The organism is Rhodosalinus sediminis (genome assembly GCF_003385555.1).
Classification (GTDB): Bacteria; Pseudomonadota; Alphaproteobacteria; order Rhodobacterales; family Rhodobacteraceae; genus Rhodosalinus; species Rhodosalinus sediminis.
Map to the genome: position 1 here is coordinate 180875 of NZ_QOHR01000001.1, position 17568 is coordinate 198442.

Here is a 17568-nt window from a genome sequence, read left to right on the forward strand (position 1 = left end):
GACTTTCCTGAATAAGTCAAGCCTGCTATACCCTCACCCATCACGGGACGGAGCCGACGCGGCCCCACGCCGCCCGGCGCACCGGCCCGCTGCACCGCAACCCCCGAGGGGAGATATCGACATGGACGGAAGCGACACGCCCGCCGGCAAATGCCCGGTGATGCACGGAGGTCTCACGGAGACCGGCACCTCCAACATGGACTGGTGGCCGAATGCGCTGAACCTCGACATCCTGCATCAGCATGACCGCAAGACCAGCCCGATGGGCGAGGACTTCGATTACCGCAAGGAGGTCCGCGAGCTGGACTTCGACGCGGTCAAGGCCGACCTCGAGGCGCTGATGACCGAAAGCCAGGACTGGTGGCCGGCCGACTGGGGTCACTACGGCGGCCTGATGATCCGCATGGCCTGGCACGCGGCCGGCTCCTACCGCACCGCGGACGGCCGCGGCGGCGGCGGCACCGGCAACCAGCGCTTCGCGCCGCTGAACTCCTGGCCGGACAACACCAACCTCGACAAGGCGCGGCGCCTGCTCTGGCCCGTGAAGAAGAAGTACGGCAACCGCCTGAGCTGGGCCGACCTCTTCATCCTCGCCGGCAACGTCGCCTACGAGTCCATGGGGCTCAAGACCTACGGCTTCGCCTACGGCCGCGAGGACATCTGGCACCCCGAGAAGGACATCTACTGGGGCGCCGAGAAGGAATGGCTCGCGCCGTCGGACAGCCGCTACGGCGACCTCGAGAACCCGGCGACCATGGAAAACCCGCTCGCCGCGGTGCAGATGGGCCTGATCTACGTGAACCCCGAGGGGGTGAACGGCCAGCCCGACCCGCTCAAGACCGCCGAGCAGGTGCGCGAGACCTTCGCGCGCATGGCGATGAACGACGAGGAAACCGTCGCGCTGACCGCGGGTGGCCACACCGTCGGCAAGTGCCACGGCAACGGCGACGCGACCGAGCTCGGCCCCGATCCGGAAGCGGCGGACGTGCACGAGCAGGGCATGGGCTGGAACAACCACGTCTCGCGCGGGGTCGGCCGTGACACGGTCACGAGCGGCATCGAGGGCGCCTGGACCACCTATCCGACGCAGTGGGACAACGGCTACTTCTACCTCCTGCTCAACTACGACTGGGAGCTGAAGAAGTCGCCCGCGGGCGCCTGGCAGTGGGAGCCGGTCGACATCAAGGAAGAGGACAAGCCCGTCGACGTCGAGGACGGCGTGACGCGCCTCAACCCGATCATGACCGACGCCGACATGGCCATGAAGATGGACCCGGCCTACCGCAAGATCTCGGAGAAGTTCTACAACGACCCCGACTACTTCTCGGAGACCTTCGCGCGCGCCTGGTTCAAGCTCACGCACCGCGACATGGGCCCGAAGGAGCGCTACATCGGCCCCGAGGCGCCCGACGAGGACCTGATCTGGCAGGATCCGGTGCCGGCCGGCACGACCGACTACAACATCGGCGGGCTCAAGGCGGCGATCGCCGAGAGCGGGCTGTCCGTGGCCGACATGGTCGCCACCGCCTGGGACAGCGCGCGCACCTACCGTCAGTCGGACATGCGCGGCGGCGCCAACGGCGCGCGCATCCGCCTCGCGCCGCAGAAGGACTGGGAGGGCAACGAGCCCGAGCGCCTCGCGCGGGTGCTTAAGGTGCTCGAGCCGCTGGCCGAGAAGTTCGGCGCGAGCGTCGCGGACACCATCGTGCTCGCCGGGAACGTCGGCATCGAGCAGGCCGCGACGGCGGCGGGCTTCGACGTCGAGGTGCCCTTCGCGCCCGGCCGCGGCGACGCCACCGACGAGATGACCGACGCCGCCTCCTTCGAGCCGCTGGAGCCCGTCGCCGACGGCTTCCGCAACTGGCAGAAGAAGGACTACGTCGTGCAGCCCGAGGAGATGCTCCTCGACCGGGCGCAGCTTCTCGGCCTCACCGGGCCCGAGATGACGGTGCTCGTGGGCGGCATGCGCGCGCTCGGGGCCAACCACGGCGGGGCGCCGCACGGCGTCTTCACCGACCGGGCGGGCGCGCTGACGCCGGACTTCTTCGTCAATCTCACCGACATGGCCTACAAGTGGGAGCCCGTCGGCGAGAACCTCTACGAGATCCGCGACCGCAAGACGGACGCGACGAAGTGGACCGCCACGCGCGTCGATCTGGTCTTCGGCTCGAACTCGATCCTGCGGGCCTACTCGGAGGTCTACGCGCAGGACGACAACGCGGAGAAGTTCGTGAACGACTTCATCGCCGCCTGGACCAAGGTGATGAACGCCGACCGCTTCGACCTCGAAGCCTGAGGCCCGCGGCGCACCTCGCGCTGCCTCCAACGATCCCGGCCCCGGCGCGCTGCGCGCCGGGGCCTTTTTCTTGCGCGCGGCGCATCGCCGGACGTGGGCGGCCCCGCGGGCCGGGCCGCGCGCGCCGCCTTCCGTCTTCATCGAAACGACATGCGCGCTTCAGCGATCTGTCATGTGGCGCCACTAGGTTGGCGACACCGATCAGCGCGGGATCGCGCATCCTTCAGGAGACGACATGCGACAGACGATGACCGCCCTCGCGGCGCTGCTCACGGGCACGGCCGCCATGGCGCAGGACCTGCCCCAGGCCGACAACGAATGGTTCACCGCGGCCCAGGAGCGGCTCCAGCAGGAGCTCGCCAAGGCGCCCAACACCAACCGCGCGACCAACGTGATCCTGATGGTCGCGGACGGCAACGGCGTGGGCTCCAACTACATCACCCGTGTCTTCAGCGGGCAGCAGGAGGGCGGCCTCGGCGACGATTACGTCCAGTACCACGAGACTTTCCCCTATCTCGCGCTGGTCAAGACCTACAACGTCAACGCGCAGACGCCGGATTCCGCCGGCACCGGCACCGCGATGATGGCGGGCGTCAAGACCAACATCGGCATCATCGGCGTCGATTCGGACGTGGTGCGCGGCGACTGCTCGACGCTGCCGGGCAACACCGTCGCCTCGATGAACGAGATCGCGCACGAGATGGGCAAGGCGACGGGCATCGTCTCGACCGCGCGCATCACCCACGCGACGCCGGCCTCGGCCTACGCCAAGACCGTGGACCGCAACTTCGAGGCGACGGTGCCTGAGGGCTGCGACACCCAGACCGACATCGCCAACCAGCTGATCGAGGCGATGGAGTCGGGCCTCATCGACGTGGCGATGGGCGGCGGGCGCCGCAACTTCGTCGACGCCTCGATGGAGATCGAGGAGGGCACGACCGGCCGCCGCGAGGACGGGCGCAACCTCATCGAGGAAGCGCAGGCCGAGCTCGGCGCGCACTACGCCTGGAACCAGGAGAGCTTCGAGGCGGCGCCGACCGACGGCACCCCGATCCTCGGCCTCTTCGAAAGCTCGCACATGCAGTACGAGGCCGACCGCGGCGACGAGCCGAGCCTCGCCGAGATGACCGCCAAGGCGATCGAGACGCTGCAGGCCTCGGGCGGCGAGAACGGCTTCTTCCTGCAGGTGGAATCGGGCCGCGTTGACCACGCGAACCACGCCGGCAACGCCGGCCGCATGGTGCGCGACGGCCGCGCCTTCGTCGAGGCGATCCGCGTCGCCGACGAGATGACCGACGACGCCAACACGCTCATCGTCGTCACCGCCGACCACGAGCACGCCATCGGCCTCAACGGCTACTGCGGGCGCGGGTCGAACATCCTCGGCCTCTGCGCGGAGATCAACAACGAGGGCGTCGAGACCACGGGCGAGCCGATCCTCGCGGACGACGGCAAGCCCTACACGGTCGTCGGCTACCTGAACGGCGCCTCCTCGGTGCTGCTGCGCCAGCCCGGCGGCGAGTACTTCGGCGCGCGCCCCGACGTGACCGAGGAAGAGGCCACGGACATCGACTACGTCCAGCAGGCGCTGATCCCGCGCTCCTCCGAGACGCACTCGGCCGAGGACGTCGCCGTCTACGCCAAGGGCCCCTTCGCCCATCTCTACGAGGGCACGATCGAGCAGAACGTGATCTTCCACGTGATGCATCACGCCCTGACCGCCGAGTGATCTCGCGGACCTGATCCACGACCGGAGGGGGCCGCGCGCCGGCCCCCTTCCTCACGCAGAACGACGGCGTCGCGCCGGGGGTCCGGCCCGGTCCCCGACACGACCCGCGCGACGCCACGGGAGACGACCATGCACCGCCGCCATTTCCTCACCCTGTCGGCCGCCGGCGCCCTCGCCGCGCCCGCCGCGCTCCGCGCTCAGGCGGAGGAGCCGCTGCAGCTCCGCCGGCTCTACACCGACGACCGCGATTTCTCGGAGACCGCCCGCAGCCTCGAGGGCGACCGCGTGCTCTTCGAGGGCTTCATGGCGCCCCCGCTCGAGGCGAACTCGACCTTCTTCGTGCTGACCAAGATGCCGATGTCGGTCTGCCCCTTCTGCGAGACCGAATCCGAATGGCCCGACGACATCCTCGCCGTCTACACCAAGCGCGTCTATCGCGTCGCGCCCTTCAACCGGAAGATCCACGTGCGCGGCGAACTGGAGCTCGGCCCCTACCGCGATCCGGACACCGGCTTCCTGAGCATGGTGCGCGCCGTGAACGCGACCTTCGACTACGCCTGATGCCCGGCGCCGCGCTCGAGATCGAGGGGCTGTCGGTGCGCGGCGCCCGCGGGCGTGCGCTGCTCGACGTGCCGCGCTTCGCGGTGGCGGCGGGCACGGCGCTCGCCGTGCGCGGGCCGTCGGGCGCGGGCAAGTCCACCTTCCTCCACGCGCTCGCCGGGCTGGTGCCGGCCGCCGCGGGCGCGGTGCGCTGGGACGGCGAGGACATCGCCGCGCTCCCCGAGCCGGCGCGCGCGGCCTTCCGCCGGCGCCGGGTCGGCTTCGTCTTTCAGGAACACCTCCTCTTCGAGGAGCTTTCGGCGCCCGAGAACGCCGCCATCGCCGCGCTCTACGGGCCGCGCGCGGGACGCGACGCCGTGCACGGGCGCGGCCGCGACCGGCTCGCCGAGCTGGGGCTCGACCCGGGCGAGACTCGCCGCTCCGACACCTATTCCGGGGGCGAGCGGCAGCGCATCGCGGTGGCGCGCGCGCTCGCCACGGACCCGGCGATCCTGCTTGCCGACGAGCCCACCGCGAGCCTCGACCGCGCGAACGCCGACCGTCTCGCCGACGAGCTCGTCCGCCTCGCCCACGAGGAGGGGCGCACCCTCGTCGCGGTGAGCCACGACCCGGCGCTGCACGCCGTGGCCGACCGGGTGATCGACCTCGCCGACGGGCGCATCACGGAGGACGCCGCGCCATGACCGACCTCTGGTTCGCGCTTCCGGTCGGGGTTCAGGACGCGGCGATCGCGCTCGCCCTGCTCCTGCCCGCGCTCGGGATCGGCGCGGTCGCCCTGCGCGGGTTCCGCGTCGGCCCGCTCCTGCGCGCGCTCCTGCGCCGGCAGGCCTGGATCAGCGTGGTCTTCACCGCGCTCATCGCGGTCTCGGTCGCGCTCGGCGCAGCGCTCATCGCGCAGGAGCGCGGGCTGCGCGAGGGCACCGCCCGCGCGGCCGAGAAGTTCGACCTCGTCGTCGCGGCGCCCGGCAGCGAGATCACCGCGATGCTCGCCGCCGTCTACTTGCAGCCCGCGGACGTGCCGCTCGTCGACGGCGAGACCTACGCCGAGATCGTCGCCCACCCGCGCGCCGAGCTCGTCGCGCCCATCGGCTTCGGCGACAGCTGGCAGGACGCGCCGGTGATCGGCACGACGGCCGACTTCGCCGCGTATCTCTCCGGCCGCCTCGCCGAGGGGCGCCTCTTCGCGCGGCCCTACGAGGCGGTCGCGGGGGCGCGGGTGGACCTCTCCGTCGGAGAGACCTTCCAGCCCGCGCACGGCCACGGCGACGCCGCGCAGGAGGGGATGCACGACGTCGACTACGAGGTGGTCGGGCGGATGCCGATGACCGGCTCGCCGTGGGACCGCGCGCTGCTCGTGCCGATCGAGTCGGTCTGGGAGGTGCACGTGCTGCCCAACGGCCACGGCCCGGACTGGGACCGCGTGCCGGGGCCGCCCTTCGACCCGGCGCATTTCCCGGGCACGCCCGCCGTCCTCGTCAAGGCCGACAGCCTCGGCGGCACCTACGTCATGCAGGCGGCCTTCACCGACGGCGAGACCATGGCTTTCTTCCCGGGCACCATCCTCGCACGGCTTCACGCGCTGATGGGCGACATCCGCGAGGTGATGTCCATTCTCGCCGTGATCACGCAGGTGCTGGTGACGGCCGGCGTGCTCGCCGGGCTGACGATGCTGACGCGGCTGCTGGCGCGGCGCCTCGCGCTCCTGCGCGCGCTCGGCGCGCCGCGGCGCTTCGTCTTCGCGCTGACATGGAGCTACGCGACGACGCTGATCGTCCTCGGCGCCGCCATCGGCCTCGGCCTCGGGATCGCGGCGACCGGCGCGATGTCGGCGGCGATCACCGCACGCACCGACATCCTCGTCGAGGCGCGCCTCGGCTGGCGCGAGGTGCATCTCGTCGCTGGCTTCGTGAGCCTGACCGCGGCGCTCGCGCTCCTGCCGGCCTGGCTGACCATGAACCGCCCCGTCATGTCCGACCTCAGGGGCTGAACCGAAGGAGACCCCGATGCCCGTCCGTCCGCTCGCCCTCGCCGCGCTCGTCGCGCTCGCCCCGGCCGCCCTTTTGGCCGGCGACGCCCACGACCACGACGCGCACGACGACCACGCCGAGGAACACGCCGACCACCTCGCCGAGGCCGGCGACCTGCGCCTCGTCCACGCCTGGACGCGCGCGACGGCGGCGGATCACGCGCTCGTCTTCATGGAGATCGAGAACGCCGGCGCCACCGTCGTGCTCACCGGCGCGGAGAGCCCGATGGCCGAGCGCGTCACGCTCGTCGCCTTCCGCATGACCGGCGAGGGCGGCGCCTACGAGGCGCTTCCCGAGCTTCCCGTGGCGCAGGGCACCGAGGTCGAGCTCGCGCCGGAGGGGCTGGCGCTGCGGCTCGACGGTGTCGCCCGGCCGCTCGCCGAGGGCGACACGCTCCCGGTCGAGGTGCGCTTCGGCGACACGCACGTCGAGGTGACCGCGCAGGTCGAGGCCGCCGACGCCCGTCAGCACAGCCACGCGGGCCACGCGCACTGAGCCCGGCCCGTGCGGGCGGCGGCGCGGAGACCCCGGCGGAGCGGGCCCCGCGCGGCCTGCCCGGACCGGGCGCCCCCGAGCGAGGAGGGCCCGCGCGGGCCCGACGCGCGACCCGCTGAGCCCGAGCGAGGAGGGCCCGCAAGGGCCCGACGCGCGGGCCGCTGCGCCAGAGCGAGGATGGCCCGCGAGGGCCCGACGCGCGGCGGAATGCCCCTTGGGCCGCGGCTGTCCGCGCCGCGGCCCTTTTCGCGCGCGCCCGTGCGGCTTACCCTTGCGCGCACGTCACGCAGGGGAGGCCGCGCGATGGACCGTTTCGACCGCATTCCCGAAACCGCGCTCGGCTGGCACCGCGCCGGGCGCGGCGCCGCGCTCGCCACCGTGGTCGAGACCTGGGGCAGCGCGCCGCGCCGGGTGGGCGCGCAGCTCGCCGTCTCCGGCGAAGGCGAGATCGAGGGCTCCGTCTCGGGCGGCTGCGTCGAGGGCGCCGTGGTCGCCGAGGCGCTGGAGGCGATCGGGGACGGCGCGCCGCGGCTCCTGACCTTCGGGGTCTCCGATGAGGACGCCTTCGCCGTGGGCCTCGCCTGCGGCGGCACGATCCGCGTGCTGGTGGAGCCCGTGGGCACCGCCCTACCCGAGGCGCTGCTCGAGACCCTCGTCACCCACCGCACGGAGCGCCGGCCGGTCGCCCATGTCGCCGACCTCGAGGGGGCGCGCCCGCCGCGGCTGGAGACCGAGGGCCACGCGGAGCGCTTCCGGATGGACCGCTCCGGCGTGGAGGCCGACGGGCGCAGCTTCGTCGCCGTGCACAACCCGCCGCTGCGCCTGATCGTCGTCGGCGCGGTGCACATCGCGCAGGCGCTCGTGCCCATGGCCCGCATGGCGGGCTACGATCCGGTCCTGATCGACCCGCGGGAGGCCTTCGGCTCCGAGGCGCGCTTTCCGGGCGAGCGCATCCTGCACGACTGGCCGGACGCGGCGGTGGCGGCGGTCGGCCTCGACACGCGCACGGCGGTCGTCCTGCTGACCCACGATCCGAAACTCGACGACCCGGCGCTCGCGCAGGCGCTGCGCTCGCCGGCGTTCTACATCGGCGCGCTGGGCTCTACGCGCACGCACGCCAAGCGCGTCGCGCGGCTGACCGAGGCGGGTTTCACCGAGGCCGAGATCGCGCGCATCCACGCCCCCGTGGGCCTCGACATCGGCGCGGCCGGCCCGGCGGAGATCGCGGTGGCGATCCTCGCCGAGATGACGCGGGTGCTGAGGCAGGGGGCATGAAGTTCGGCCCCGTGCCGCTCGATCGCGCGCAGGGCGCGCTCCTCGCGCATTCCGTCCGCCTCGCGGGCGGCAAGCTGAAGAAGGGCCAGCGCCTCGGGCCCGAGCATCTCGCCGCGCTGGCGGCCGAGGGGCACGCCGAGGTCACCGTCGCTCGCCCTGAGCCCGGCGACGTGGACGAGGACGCCGCCGCCGCGCGGCTCGCCGCCGTGCTGGTGCCCGATCCGGCGGATGCGGGGCTGCGCCTGACCGAGGCCTTCACCGGCCGCGTCAACCTGATCGCCGGGGGGCCGGGCGTCGTGGTGATGGAGGCCGACCGGCTCCATGCCCTGAACGCGGTGCATCCGATGATCACGCTGGCCACCGTGCCGCCCTTTCAGCAGATGGCGGCGGGCGGCATGGTCGCCACAGTCAAGATCATCTCCTACGCCGTGCCGGGCGCGGCGCTGGAGGCCGCCTGCGCCGAGGGGGCCGGGGCGATCCGCCTCGCCCGGCCGGTGCTGCGGGCGGCGACGCTGATCGTCACCGAGATCCCCGGCGGCGCGGGCGAGAAGGGCGTGCCCGCCATCGCCGGCCGGCTGGAGGCGCTCGGCCTCGGGATGCGCGGGCCGGTCACGGTGCCCCACGCCACGGCGCCGCTCGCCGAGGCGGTCGCGGCGGCGGAGGGCGACCTGGTGCTGATCCTCACCGGGTCGGCGACCTCCGACGCCGAGGACGTGGCGCCGCGGGCGGTGCGGCAGGCGGGCGGCACGGTGGAGCGCTTCGGGATGCCCGTCGACCCGGGCAATCTCCTCTTTCTCGGGCAGCAGGGCGGGCGGCCGGTGATCGGCCTGCCCGGCTGCGCGCGATCGCCGGCGCTCAACGGCGCGGACTGGGTGCTCGCGCGGGTGGCCTGCGGGCTCGCGGTCACCGGCGCGGACATCGCCGCGATGGGGGTCGGCGGGCTCCTGAAGGAGATCCCGAGCCGCCCGCAGCCGCGCGCTGGGCGCAAGGGGTGAGACGGGCGGTCGCGGGGCGCTCTGCGCTGAGCTTCTAGGGAGACGCCGATGCGCTGCACGCGGATCGCCGCGACGCCCGCCGCTGCCCTCGCCGCCCCGGCGGCGCAGGCGCAGGTCGAGGGCGCCCATGTCGCCGCCACCTCGGGCGACACCGTCTTCGCGGGGGACGACGCCCGAAACGCCGCGCTGCTCGACGCGCTTCAGGCCGCGGAGGTGCCGCACGCGGTGCGCGTCTTCGGCGGCGCGCGGCATGCCGTCACCGTCCGGGGCTCGGAGGATTACGACCTCGCCGCCGACCGCGCCAGCCGGGACGCGCTCGAGAATTTTCTCTCGGATCGCTTCTGAAGGCGGGGCAGGGGGGCTGTCTGCCCCCCTCTTGGCCTGCGGCCAATTCACCCCCCGAGAGTATTTGGACCAAGATGATGGGACGGCGCGGGTGGTTGCCGGGGTGGTCAGCCGGTGACCGCGCCGAAGCGCTCCGCGAGGCGCGCCCAGGCGTCGGGCGAGGCGGCGGTGAGGAGGACGCCGTCGCGCCGGGCGGCGGAGTAGGGCGTGCCGTCGAGGAAGGCCGCGACGCCCCCGGCCTGCCGGCAGAGGAGGACACCGGCAGCGTGGTCCCAAGGCATCGGATCGATGCCGAGGCAGAAATCGGCGTGGCCCTGCGCGAGCAGGCGGTATTCGTGCGCCGAGCAGCGCAGAGAGGTCGCGCGGCGGAACTCCGGAAAGAGGGCGGCGACGGCGCCCTGCCGGTCCTCCGGGACGAGGGAGAGCGGCACGAAGCCAGACATCTCCGCGATCTCGCGGGAGGGCGCGACCGCGAGGGGCCGCGGCGCGCGGCCGGGGCGCTCGAGCCGTGTGGGCCGGTCCTCGGCGGCGGTGATCCAGTCGTCGCAGACGGGGTCCAAGATCATCGCCCAGATGGGCGCCCCGCGGCGGCAGGCGGCGAGGATCACGCCGAAGAGCGGCAGGCCGCGCGCGTAGTTCTACGTCCCGTCCACGGGATCGACGACGAAGGACAGCTCGGCCTCCGCGATCCGGTCGGGGAGCTGCGGGTCGGCTTCCGCCGCTTCCTCTCCGACGATCAGGGCCCCGGGAAAGAGCGCGGCGAGGCCGCGGGCGATCATCGCCTCGGCGGCCGTGTCGGCCGCGGTCACGAGGTCGTCGGGGCCGGATTTCTCCGTCACCTCGGCGGCGGAGAGCGCGCGGAAGCGCGGCAGGATCTCGGCCCGCGCGGCGCGGCGGACGAGGTTGACGATCCGCGCTTCCTCGGCGGGGGTGAAGGGCATGGGCGGGGCTCCGGCGGCGGGACGGGCGCGATGTGCCAGCGCGCCCGCGCCGCGGCAAGCCTATTCGCGCGCGCGCAGGACCCGCGCGGGGCGCGCGGCGAGCGGGCGCCACGCGAAGGCGAGCGTGGCCGCGAGCGTCGCCGCGACCCCGCCCGCCACGATGGCGATGGCCGAGGGCCAGATCACGGCGAAGTCGGTCTCCATCACGAAATGCGTCACCGCCCAGCCGCCGCCGATCCCGGCGGCGAGCGCGACCGCCGCGGCGCCCGCGCCGATCAGCCCGGCGCGCAGCGCGAAACTGATCAGGATGCGGCCGCGCGCCGCGCCCAGCGTCTTGAGCACCGCCGCCTCGTAGGTGCGCGCGCCCTCGCCGGCGGCGGCGGCACCGATCAGCACGAGAAAGCCCACCACCAGCGTCGCCGAGGCGCCCCAGGCGGTGGCCCCGGCGATCCCGGCCAGAAGCTCCGAGACGCGGTCGATCGCGTCGCGCACGCGGATCGCGGTGATGTTGGGATAGGCGGAGGCCAGATCGCGCAGGATCGCCGCCTCCGCGGCCTCCTCGGCGTAGACGGTGGCGATGTAGCTGTGCGGCGCGGCCTCGAGCGCGGCGGGGTTCATCGCCATGATGAAACCGATGCCGGCGGTGGAGAAATCCACCACGCGCAGGTTGGCGACCTCGGCGGTGATCTCGCGGCCGAGGATGTTGACGGTGAGCGTGTCGCCCACGGCGAGCCCGATCTCGGCGGCTTCCTCGGCGGCGAAACTGACGAGCGGCGGCCCGTCGTAGTCCGCGGGCCACCACGCGCCGGCGGTGATCTCGGCGTCCTCCAGGGGCGCGGCGGAGTAGGTCACGCCGCGGTCGCCCTGCAGCACCCAGTGATCGCCCGCGACCTCCGCCGCCGGGCGGCCGTCGATCTTCGTGATGATGCCGCGCAGCATCGGCGCGCTCTCGACCCGCGCGACGGCCGGGTCGTCGTCGAGCCGGGCGCGGAAGCCCGGCATCTGGTCCTTCTGGATGTCCACGAAGAAGTAGCTCGGCGCCACCTCGGGCAGATCGCGCGAGATCGCGGCGCGGAGGTTCCCGTCGATCTGCCCGATCGCGGCGAGCACCGAGAGCCCCAGCCCGAGCGAGAGCATCACCGGCGCCACCGCGCCGCGCCGCGCGCCGATCGCGTCGAGCGCCCAGCGCAGCGCCGCGCGCCCCCGCGCCGCCCGGACGGTGCGCCGCGCGAGCCAGCGCAGCCCCTCCGCCGCCACGGCGAGGAGCGCGAGCGCCCCGGCGATGCCGCCGGCCGTCCAGAGCGTGAGCGCGGCGTTGCCCGAGAACCAGACGGCGAGCCCGACGAGCGCCGCGACGAGCGCCGCCGTCGCCGCGACGTAACGCGCCGCCGGCAGCGCGCGCGCGCCCTCGAGCGCGTCGCGGAAGAGCGTGGCGGCGCGCACCTCCTCCGTCCGCGCGAGCGGCCAGAGCGTGAAGATGAGCGCCGTCAGCACGCCGTAGAGCGCGGCCTCCGCGAGCGGGCCGGCGTAGAGCGCGAAGCGCGCCGGCACCGGCAGCCGCGCCTCGATCAGCGGCGCGAAGGCGAGCGGCACGAGCGCGCCGAGCGCCAGGCCGATCGCGACGCCGATCGCGGCCAGCGCGCCGATCTGCAGGAAGTAGGTGCGAAAGACGGTCGCCCGGTCCGCGCCGAGCGTGCGCAGCGTGGCGATCACGCCGGTCTTCTCGCCGAGGTAGGCGCGCACCGCCGCCGAGACGCCGATGCCCCCGACGGCGAGCCCCGAAAGCCCGACAAGCACGAGGAAGGCGCCGAGGCGGTCGACGAACTGCGCGATCCCCGGTGCGCCGTTGCGCGCGTCGCGCCAGCTGAGCCCCGCCTCCCCGAAGCGCGCCTGCGCCTCGGCGCGGGCCGCATCCAGATCGGCGCCCGGCGGCAGGTCGAGGCGGTACTTCGTGGAAAAGAGCGTGCCGGGCTCCAGAAGCCCGGAGCCGGCGAGCGCCTCGGTCCGCACCAGCGTGCGCGGCCCGAGCGCGAAGCCGTCGCCCGCGGCGTCCGGCTCCCGATGGAGCCGCGCCGAGAGCACGAAGGCCTGCGTGCCGAGGCGGAAGGTGTCGCCGGGGGCGAGGCCCAGCCGGTCGGCGAGCACCGGTTCCATCACCGCGCCGGGCCGCCCCTCGGTGCCCGCGAGCGCCGCGTCGAGGGGCATATCGGGCGCGAGCTCCACCGCGCCGAGCAGCGGATAGGCCGCGTCCACCGCCTTGACCTGCGTGAGCGCGCGCTCCGTCTTGCCGCCGCGCTCCACCACCGCCATGGAGCGGAAATCGACGACCTCCGAGACCTCCGTCGCGATCCGCTCGAAAAAGGCGCGCTCCGCGTCGGTCGCGTAACGGTAGGTGAGTTCCGCCTCCGCGTCGCCGCCGAGGAGCACCGCCCCCTCCGCCGCGAGCCCGCCCTCGATCGCGGAGCGCACCGTGCCCACGCCGGCGATGGCGGCCACGCCGAGCGCGAGGCAGGCGAGGAAGATCCGGAAGCCCCGAAGCCCGCCGCGCAACTCGCGCCGGGCGATGCGCGCGGCGGCGGGCCAGCTCATTCCGCGGCCTCGCGCGCGTCCGCGGCGATGCGCCCGTCGGCGAGCGGCACGACCCGGTCGCAGCGCTCGGCCAGCCGCCGCTCGTGCGTCACCAGCACCAGCGTCGCCCCGTGCCGGTCGCGCAGCCCGAAGAGGAGATCCACGATCGCCGTGCCGGTCGCGCTGTCGAGGTTACCGGTCGGCTCGTCGGCGAGCAGGATCTCGGGCCGCGGCGCGGCCGCCCGGGCGAGCGCGACGCGCTGCTGCTCCCCGCCCGAGAGCTGCGCGGGGTAATGGCCGGCGCGATGGCCGAGCCCCACCGCCTCGAGCTCCGCCGCGGCGCGGTCGAAGGCGTCGCGTTGCCCGGCGAGCTCCAGCGGCGTCGCCACGTTCTCGAGCGCCGTCATCGTCGGGATCAGGTGGAAGGACTGAAAGACCACCCCCATGTGATCGCGCCGGAAGCGGGCGAGCGCGTCCTCGTCCAGCGCCGTCAGATCCCGCCCGAGCGCCTGCACGCGGCCCGAGGTGGCGCGCTCCAGCCCGCCCATCAGCATCAGGAGCGAGGATTTCCCCGAGCCCGACGGCCCGACGAGCCCCACGGTCGCGCCCCGCGCGACCTCGAGGGTGAGCCCGTGCAGGATTCGCACCGGCCCGGCATTGCCGTCGAGCGTCAGGGTGACATCTTGCAGGGCGAGAACCGGATCGGTCATGGAAGGGACCTCATGCTGACGCGTGCAAGATATGGGGCGTGGCTCGGCGAAGCCAAGGCGGCGCTCGCCGCGCTCTGCCTGCTCGCCGCGCCCGCGGCGGCCGAGGAGGTGACGATTGTCGCGCTTGGCGACAGCCTGACGCAGGGCTACGGCCTGCCCGAGGCCGAGGGCTTCGTGCCGCAGATGCAGGACTGGCTCGACGCGCGCGACGCGGAGGTGGAGCTCGTCAACGCCGGCGTCTCGGGCGACACCACCGCGGGCGGCCTCGCGCGGGTGGAGTGGTCGTTGACGCCGGAGGTGGACGGGATGATCCTCGCCCTCGGCGGCAACGACCTCCTGCGCGGGATCGACCCGGCGGTGAGCCGCGAGAACCTGCGCGGCATCCTCGAGGCGGCCGAGGCGCGCGACCTGCCGGTGCTCCTCGTCGGGCTGGAGGCCACGGGCAACTACGGCCCGGACTACAAGGCCGCCTTCGACGCCATGTATCCCGACCTCGCCCGGAGCTACGACACGCTCTACGCCGAGAATTTCCTTGCGCCGCTCTCCGAGGACGGCGACCCGGCCGCCGCGCGCCGCTTCCTGCAGGCCGACGGCATCCACCCCAACGCCGAGGGCGTCGCCCGCATCGTCGCGGCGCTCGGCCCGAACGTGCGCGCGCTCGCCGAGGCCGCCCGCGCGGACGCCGGCGGCTGACGGGACGCCGGCGCCGGCGACGCTAACGTCCACACGCGGGACGCCGGCGCCGGAGACACGAAGGCCACACGAAAACGGGCCGCCCGAGGGGCGGCCCGTCCGGAAAATCGAGCGCTCGCGGCTTACGCGAGGGCGATGTTCACCGCCGATTGACGGCCGTCACGGCCGGTCTCGAGATCGAAGGTGACCTTCTGATCGTCGGCGAGGCCGGTCAGGCCCGAGCGCTCGACGGCCGAGATGTGCACGAACACATCCTTGCCGCCCGTCTCGGGCGCGATGAAGCCGTAGCCTTTGGTGGTGTTGAACCATTTGACGGTGCCATTGGCCATCGTCAGTCTCCTGTCTGTCTTGCTGCCCACACCATGCGGCAGCGCGGCTCGGTCAGTTGGGGATCGTGAAACTGAGCCGTTCAGAGCAGCAGTCTTCGATAGCCTTAACGTCGCAGCCGAAAGATGGCGGGTCGGCCCCGCGTTGTCAATGGCGCGGACGCGGCCCGCCCCTTCTTCTTGGTCCAAATATCCTCGGGGGGTGAATTGGCCGTCAGGCCAAGAGGGGGGCGGAGAGCCCCCCTCCGCCCGCGCCTCAGGCGAAGGCCTGAAGCCCCGTGATCGCGCGCCCGAGTATCAGCGCGTGCACGTCGTGCGTGCCCTCGTAGGTGTTCACCGTCTCGAGGTTCAGCATGTGCCGGATCACCTGGAACTCGGCGGAGATGCCGTTGCCGCCGTGCATGTCGCGGGCGTGGCGCGCCACGTCGAGCGCCTTGCCGCAGTTGTTGCGCTTGACGATCGAGATCATCTCGGGCGCGGCGTCGGCGGCGTCCATCAGCCGGCCCACCTGCAGGCTCGCCTGCAGCCCGAGCGCGATCTCGGTCTGCATGTCGGCGAGCTTCTTCTGGAAGAGCTGCGTCTGCGCGATGGGCTTGCCGAACTGCTTGCGGTCGAGCCCGTAGGCCCGCGCCGCGTGGAAACAGAACTCCGCCGCGCCGAGCACACCCCAGCTGATGCCGTAGCGCGCGCGGTTGAGGCAGCCGAAGGGCCCCTTCAGCCCCGCGACGTTGGGCAGGAGCGCGTCCTCGCCGACTTCGACGCCGTCCATCACGATCTCGCCGGTGATCGAGGCGCGCAGGGAGAGCTTGTTCGCCACCTTCGGCGCCGAGAGCCCCGTCATGCCCTTCTCGAGCACGAAGCCCTTGATCTTGCCGTCGTGCGCGTCGGACTTCGCCCAGACGACGAAGACGTCCGCGATGGGCGAGTTGGAAATCCACATCTTCGACCCCGTCAGGCGGTAGCCGCCCTCGATCTTCTCGGCGCGCGTCTTCATGCCGCCCGGGTCGCTGCCCGCGTCCGGCTCGGTCAGCCCGAAACAGCCGATCCACTCGCCCGAGGCGAGCTTGGGCAGGTATTTCCGCCGCTGCGCCTCGGTGCCGTAGGCGTAGATCGGATACATCACGAGGCTCGACTGCACCGACATCATCGAGCGGTAGCCCGAATCGACGCGCTCGATCTCGCGCGCGACGAGGCCGTAGCTCACGTAATTCGCCCCGAGGCCGCCGTAGGCCTCAGGGATGGTGGTGCCGAGCAGCCCCATCTCCCCCATCTCGCGGAAGATCGAGGGGTCCGTCGTCTCTTCCTCGAAGGCCTCGATCACCCGCGGCTGCAGCTTTTCCTGCGCATAGGCGCGGGCGCTGTCGCGGATCATGCGCTCATCTTCCGTGAGCTGCGTCTCGAGGCGGAACGCATCCTCCCAGTCGAAGCGGCCGAGATCGGGGGCGTCCTTGGCCTTCAGCTCGGGCGTCGGCATGTCGAGGGTCATCGGGCTCTCCTTCCTGCGGGACAGAGCGTCCCGGTATCTGAGTGTCGCGGCGAGAATACTATTGCATCCCTGCCGGGAAAAACGTCTTTCCGCGATAGTTTCATGCACTAAATGCATGCGTCATGCCGTGGTCCCGCCGCTTCCTCCCGTCGCTCGCCCTTCTCCGCGCCTTCGAGGCGGTGCTGCGCACCGGCGCCACCACCGCCGCCGCCGAGGAGCTCGGCATGAGCCAGGGCGCCGTCAGCCGCCACATCCAGAGCCTCGAGGCGCAGCTCGGCACGACCCTCTTCCTGCGCGAGCGCCGGCGCCTCGTGCCGACGCAGGCCGCGCGCGACTACGGGCGGAGCGTGGGCCGGGCGCTCGACCTGATCGGCCGCGCCTCGATGGAGCTCGCGGCGAACCCCGGCGGCGGCACGCTCTCGCTCGCCATCCTGCCGGCGCTGGGCACCCGCTGGCTCGCGCCGCGCCTGCCGGCCTTCCTCTCGGCGCATCCCGGCGTGACGCTCAACCTCGCCACGCGGCTGCGCCCCGTCGATTTCGACGCCGAGGGCTTCGACGCCGCGATCCACTTCGGCACGCGGGATCGCGCCGACTGCGACTACCTCGACCTCGGCGCCGAACCGCTCGTCGCCGCGTGTTCGCCAGCGTTCCTCGCCGCGCATCCGGTGGCCGGGCCGCGCGATCTTCTGGAGTTGCCGCTCCTGCAACTGGAAACGCGCCCCCGCGCCTGGGAGCGCTGGTTCGCCCACCACGGGGTCGCGCAGATCGCGCCGCAGGGGATGATCTTCGACCAGTTCGCGACGATGACCCAGGCTGCCATCGCCGGCGTCGGCATCGCGCTCCTGCCCGAGTTCCTCGCCGAGGCCGAGTTCGCCGACGGCCGCCTCACCCGCGCCTGGGGCGCGCCGGTGCCGGGCCGCGGGCGCTATTGGCTCGTCTGGCCGCGCACGCGGGCCGACTACCCCCCGCTCCGCGCCTTGCGCGACTGGCTCGCGACCCAGCCGCTGAAGGGCGCGTCCTGATCCGGCTCGCCGCTCCGCCGGCCGCGACGGGCAGGGCCTGACGCACCGGGCCGGGACATGCGACGCGGCGTGCCGGCGGTCGCTGAAATGCCGTGCCGC

At 73.1% G+C, this 17568-nt stretch carries 15 protein-coding genes and 1 pseudogene; 11 read left to right on the plus strand and 5 right to left on the minus strand.

Annotated elements, in window-relative coordinates:
• Positions 1 to 121 precede the first annotated feature (121 nt).
• From katG to DRV84_RS00955, 9 genes are all read left to right on the plus strand, one after another.
• The gene (gene katG, locus DRV84_RS00915; protein ID WP_115977862.1) at positions 122 to 2296 is read left to right on the plus strand and encodes a catalase/peroxidase HPI; all 2175 of its coding nucleotides are present in this window, start codon (positions 122 to 124) and stop codon (positions 2294 to 2296) included.
• 235 nt (positions 2297 to 2531) lie between these two features.
• Positions 2532 to 4025 (plus strand): alkaline phosphatase, encoded by a 1494-nt coding sequence (locus DRV84_RS00920; protein ID WP_115977863.1) that lies wholly within the window; start codon positions 2532 to 2534, stop codon positions 4023 to 4025.
• Between the two features lie 129 nt (positions 4026 to 4154).
• Positions 4155 to 4586: a hypothetical protein gene (locus DRV84_RS00925; protein WP_115977864.1), complete on the plus strand. Its 432-nt coding sequence runs from the start codon at positions 4155 to 4157 to the stop codon at positions 4584 to 4586.
• Positions 4586 to 5269, plus strand: coding sequence for an ABC transporter ATP-binding protein (locus tag DRV84_RS00930; protein WP_115977865.1), 684 nt, complete (start codon positions 4586 to 4588; stop codon positions 5267 to 5269). The genes DRV84_RS00925 and DRV84_RS00930 overlap by 1 nt, the downstream gene beginning before the upstream one ends.
• A complete protein-coding gene (locus DRV84_RS00935; RefSeq protein ID WP_115977866.1) occupies positions 5266 to 6573 on the plus strand; it encodes an FtsX-like permease family protein in 1308 nt (435 codons plus the stop codon). Before DRV84_RS00930 ends, DRV84_RS00935 begins: the two co-directional genes overlap by 4 nt.
• Positions 6574 to 6589: 16 nt before the next feature.
• A complete protein-coding gene (locus tag DRV84_RS00940) occupies positions 6590 to 7108 on the plus strand; it encodes a copper chaperone PCu(A)C (RefSeq protein WP_115977867.1) in 519 nt (172 codons plus the stop codon).
• Between the two features lie 303 nt (positions 7109 to 7411).
• Entirely contained in the window at positions 7412 to 8383 is a 972-nt protein-coding gene (locus DRV84_RS00945; RefSeq protein ID WP_115977868.1) for an XdhC family protein, read from the plus strand.
• A complete protein-coding gene (locus tag DRV84_RS00950) occupies positions 8380 to 9378 on the plus strand; it encodes a molybdopterin-binding protein (protein ID WP_115977869.1) in 999 nt (332 codons plus the stop codon). The genes DRV84_RS00945 and DRV84_RS00950 overlap by 4 nt, the downstream gene beginning before the upstream one ends.
• A gap of 48 nt (positions 9379 to 9426) precedes the next feature.
• The gene (locus DRV84_RS00955) at positions 9427 to 9723 is read left to right on the plus strand and encodes a dienelactone hydrolase family protein (protein WP_115977870.1); all 297 of its coding nucleotides are present in this window, start codon (positions 9427 to 9429) and stop codon (positions 9721 to 9723) included.
• 107 nt (positions 9724 to 9830) lie between these two features.
• On the opposite strand, the pseudogene DRV84_RS00960 reads toward DRV84_RS00955, so the two are convergent.
• From DRV84_RS00960 to DRV84_RS00970, 3 genes and pseudogenes are all read right to left on the minus strand, one after another.
• Positions 9831 to 10664: pseudogene (locus tag DRV84_RS00960) on the minus strand (inositol monophosphatase family protein).
• A gap of 60 nt (positions 10665 to 10724) precedes the next feature.
• Positions 10725 to 13253 (minus strand): ABC transporter permease, encoded by a 2529-nt coding sequence (locus tag DRV84_RS00965; RefSeq protein ID WP_115977871.1) that lies wholly within the window; start codon positions 13251 to 13253, stop codon positions 10725 to 10727.
• Positions 13250 to 13942: an ABC transporter ATP-binding protein gene (locus DRV84_RS00970; RefSeq protein WP_115977872.1), complete on the minus strand. Its 693-nt coding sequence runs from the start codon at positions 13940 to 13942 to the stop codon at positions 13250 to 13252. The genes DRV84_RS00965 and DRV84_RS00970 overlap by 4 nt, the downstream gene beginning before the upstream one ends.
• A gap of 12 nt (positions 13943 to 13954) precedes the next feature.
• Between DRV84_RS00970 and DRV84_RS00975 the strand changes: the two genes are divergently transcribed.
• Positions 13955 to 14635, plus strand: coding sequence for an arylesterase (locus DRV84_RS00975; RefSeq protein ID WP_115977873.1), 681 nt, complete (start codon positions 13955 to 13957; stop codon positions 14633 to 14635).
• A 122-nt stretch (positions 14636 to 14757) separates the two neighbouring features.
• Here the strand turns inward: DRV84_RS00975 and DRV84_RS00980 are convergent, their stop codons facing one another.
• Positions 14758 to 14964 carry a cold-shock protein gene (locus tag DRV84_RS00980; RefSeq protein WP_115977874.1) on the minus strand — a complete coding sequence of 69 codons (207 nt, stop codon included), beginning with the start codon at positions 14962 to 14964 and terminating at the stop codon, positions 14758 to 14760.
• 253 nt (positions 14965 to 15217) lie between these two features.
• Positions 15218 to 16447, minus strand: a complete 1230-nt coding sequence (locus tag DRV84_RS00985) for an acyl-CoA dehydrogenase (protein WP_115977875.1) — start codon at positions 16445 to 16447, stop codon at positions 15218 to 15220.
• A gap of 122 nt (positions 16448 to 16569) precedes the next feature.
• Here DRV84_RS00985 and DRV84_RS00990 point away from each other — a divergent pair, with 122 nt between their 5' ends.
• Positions 16570 to 17469 carry a LysR family transcriptional regulator gene (locus DRV84_RS00990; RefSeq protein ID WP_115977876.1) on the plus strand — a complete coding sequence of 300 codons (900 nt, stop codon included), beginning with the start codon at positions 16570 to 16572 and terminating at the stop codon, positions 17467 to 17469.
• The last annotated feature ends 99 nt before the right edge of the window (positions 17470 to 17568 follow it).

Excerpts from the sequence above, each read along its gene's own strand:
- katG (WP_115977862.1), top strand. The coding sequence starts at position 122 with ATGGACGGAAGCGACACGCCCGCCGGCAAATGCCCGGTGATGCACGGA.
- DRV84_RS00920 (WP_115977863.1), top strand. The coding sequence starts at position 2,532 with ATGCGACAGACGATGACCGCCCTCGCGGCGCTGCTCACGGGCACGGCC.
- DRV84_RS00925 (WP_115977864.1), top strand. The coding sequence starts at position 4,155 with ATGCACCGCCGCCATTTCCTCACCCTGTCGGCCGCCGGCGCCCTCGCC.
- DRV84_RS00930 (WP_115977865.1), top strand. The coding sequence starts at position 4,586 with ATGCCCGGCGCCGCGCTCGAGATCGAGGGGCTGTCGGTGCGCGGCGCC.
- DRV84_RS00935 (WP_115977866.1), top strand. The coding sequence starts at position 5,266 with ATGACCGACCTCTGGTTCGCGCTTCCGGTCGGGGTTCAGGACGCGGCG.
- DRV84_RS00940 (WP_115977867.1), top strand. The coding sequence starts at position 6,590 with ATGCCCGTCCGTCCGCTCGCCCTCGCCGCGCTCGTCGCGCTCGCCCCG.
- DRV84_RS00945 (WP_115977868.1), top strand. The coding sequence starts at position 7,412 with ATGGACCGTTTCGACCGCATTCCCGAAACCGCGCTCGGCTGGCACCGC.
- DRV84_RS00950 (WP_115977869.1), top strand. The coding sequence starts at position 8,380 with ATGAAGTTCGGCCCCGTGCCGCTCGATCGCGCGCAGGGCGCGCTCCTC.
- DRV84_RS00955 (WP_115977870.1), top strand. The coding sequence starts at position 9,427 with ATGCGCTGCACGCGGATCGCCGCGACGCCCGCCGCTGCCCTCGCCGCC.
- DRV84_RS00965 (WP_115977871.1), bottom strand. The coding sequence starts at position 13,253 with ATGAGCTGGCCCGCCGCCGCGCGCATCGCCCGGCGCGAGTTGCGCGGC.
- DRV84_RS00970 (WP_115977872.1), bottom strand. The coding sequence starts at position 13,942 with ATGACCGATCCGGTTCTCGCCCTGCAAGATGTCACCCTGACGCTCGAC.
- DRV84_RS00975 (WP_115977873.1), top strand. The coding sequence starts at position 13,955 with ATGCTGACGCGTGCAAGATATGGGGCGTGGCTCGGCGAAGCCAAGGCG.
- DRV84_RS00980 (WP_115977874.1), bottom strand. The coding sequence starts at position 14,964 with ATGGCCAATGGCACCGTCAAATGGTTCAACACCACCAAAGGCTACGGC.
- DRV84_RS00985 (WP_115977875.1), bottom strand. The coding sequence starts at position 16,447 with ATGACCCTCGACATGCCGACGCCCGAGCTGAAGGCCAAGGACGCCCCC.
- DRV84_RS00990 (WP_115977876.1), top strand. The coding sequence starts at position 16,570 with ATGCCGTGGTCCCGCCGCTTCCTCCCGTCGCTCGCCCTTCTCCGCGCC.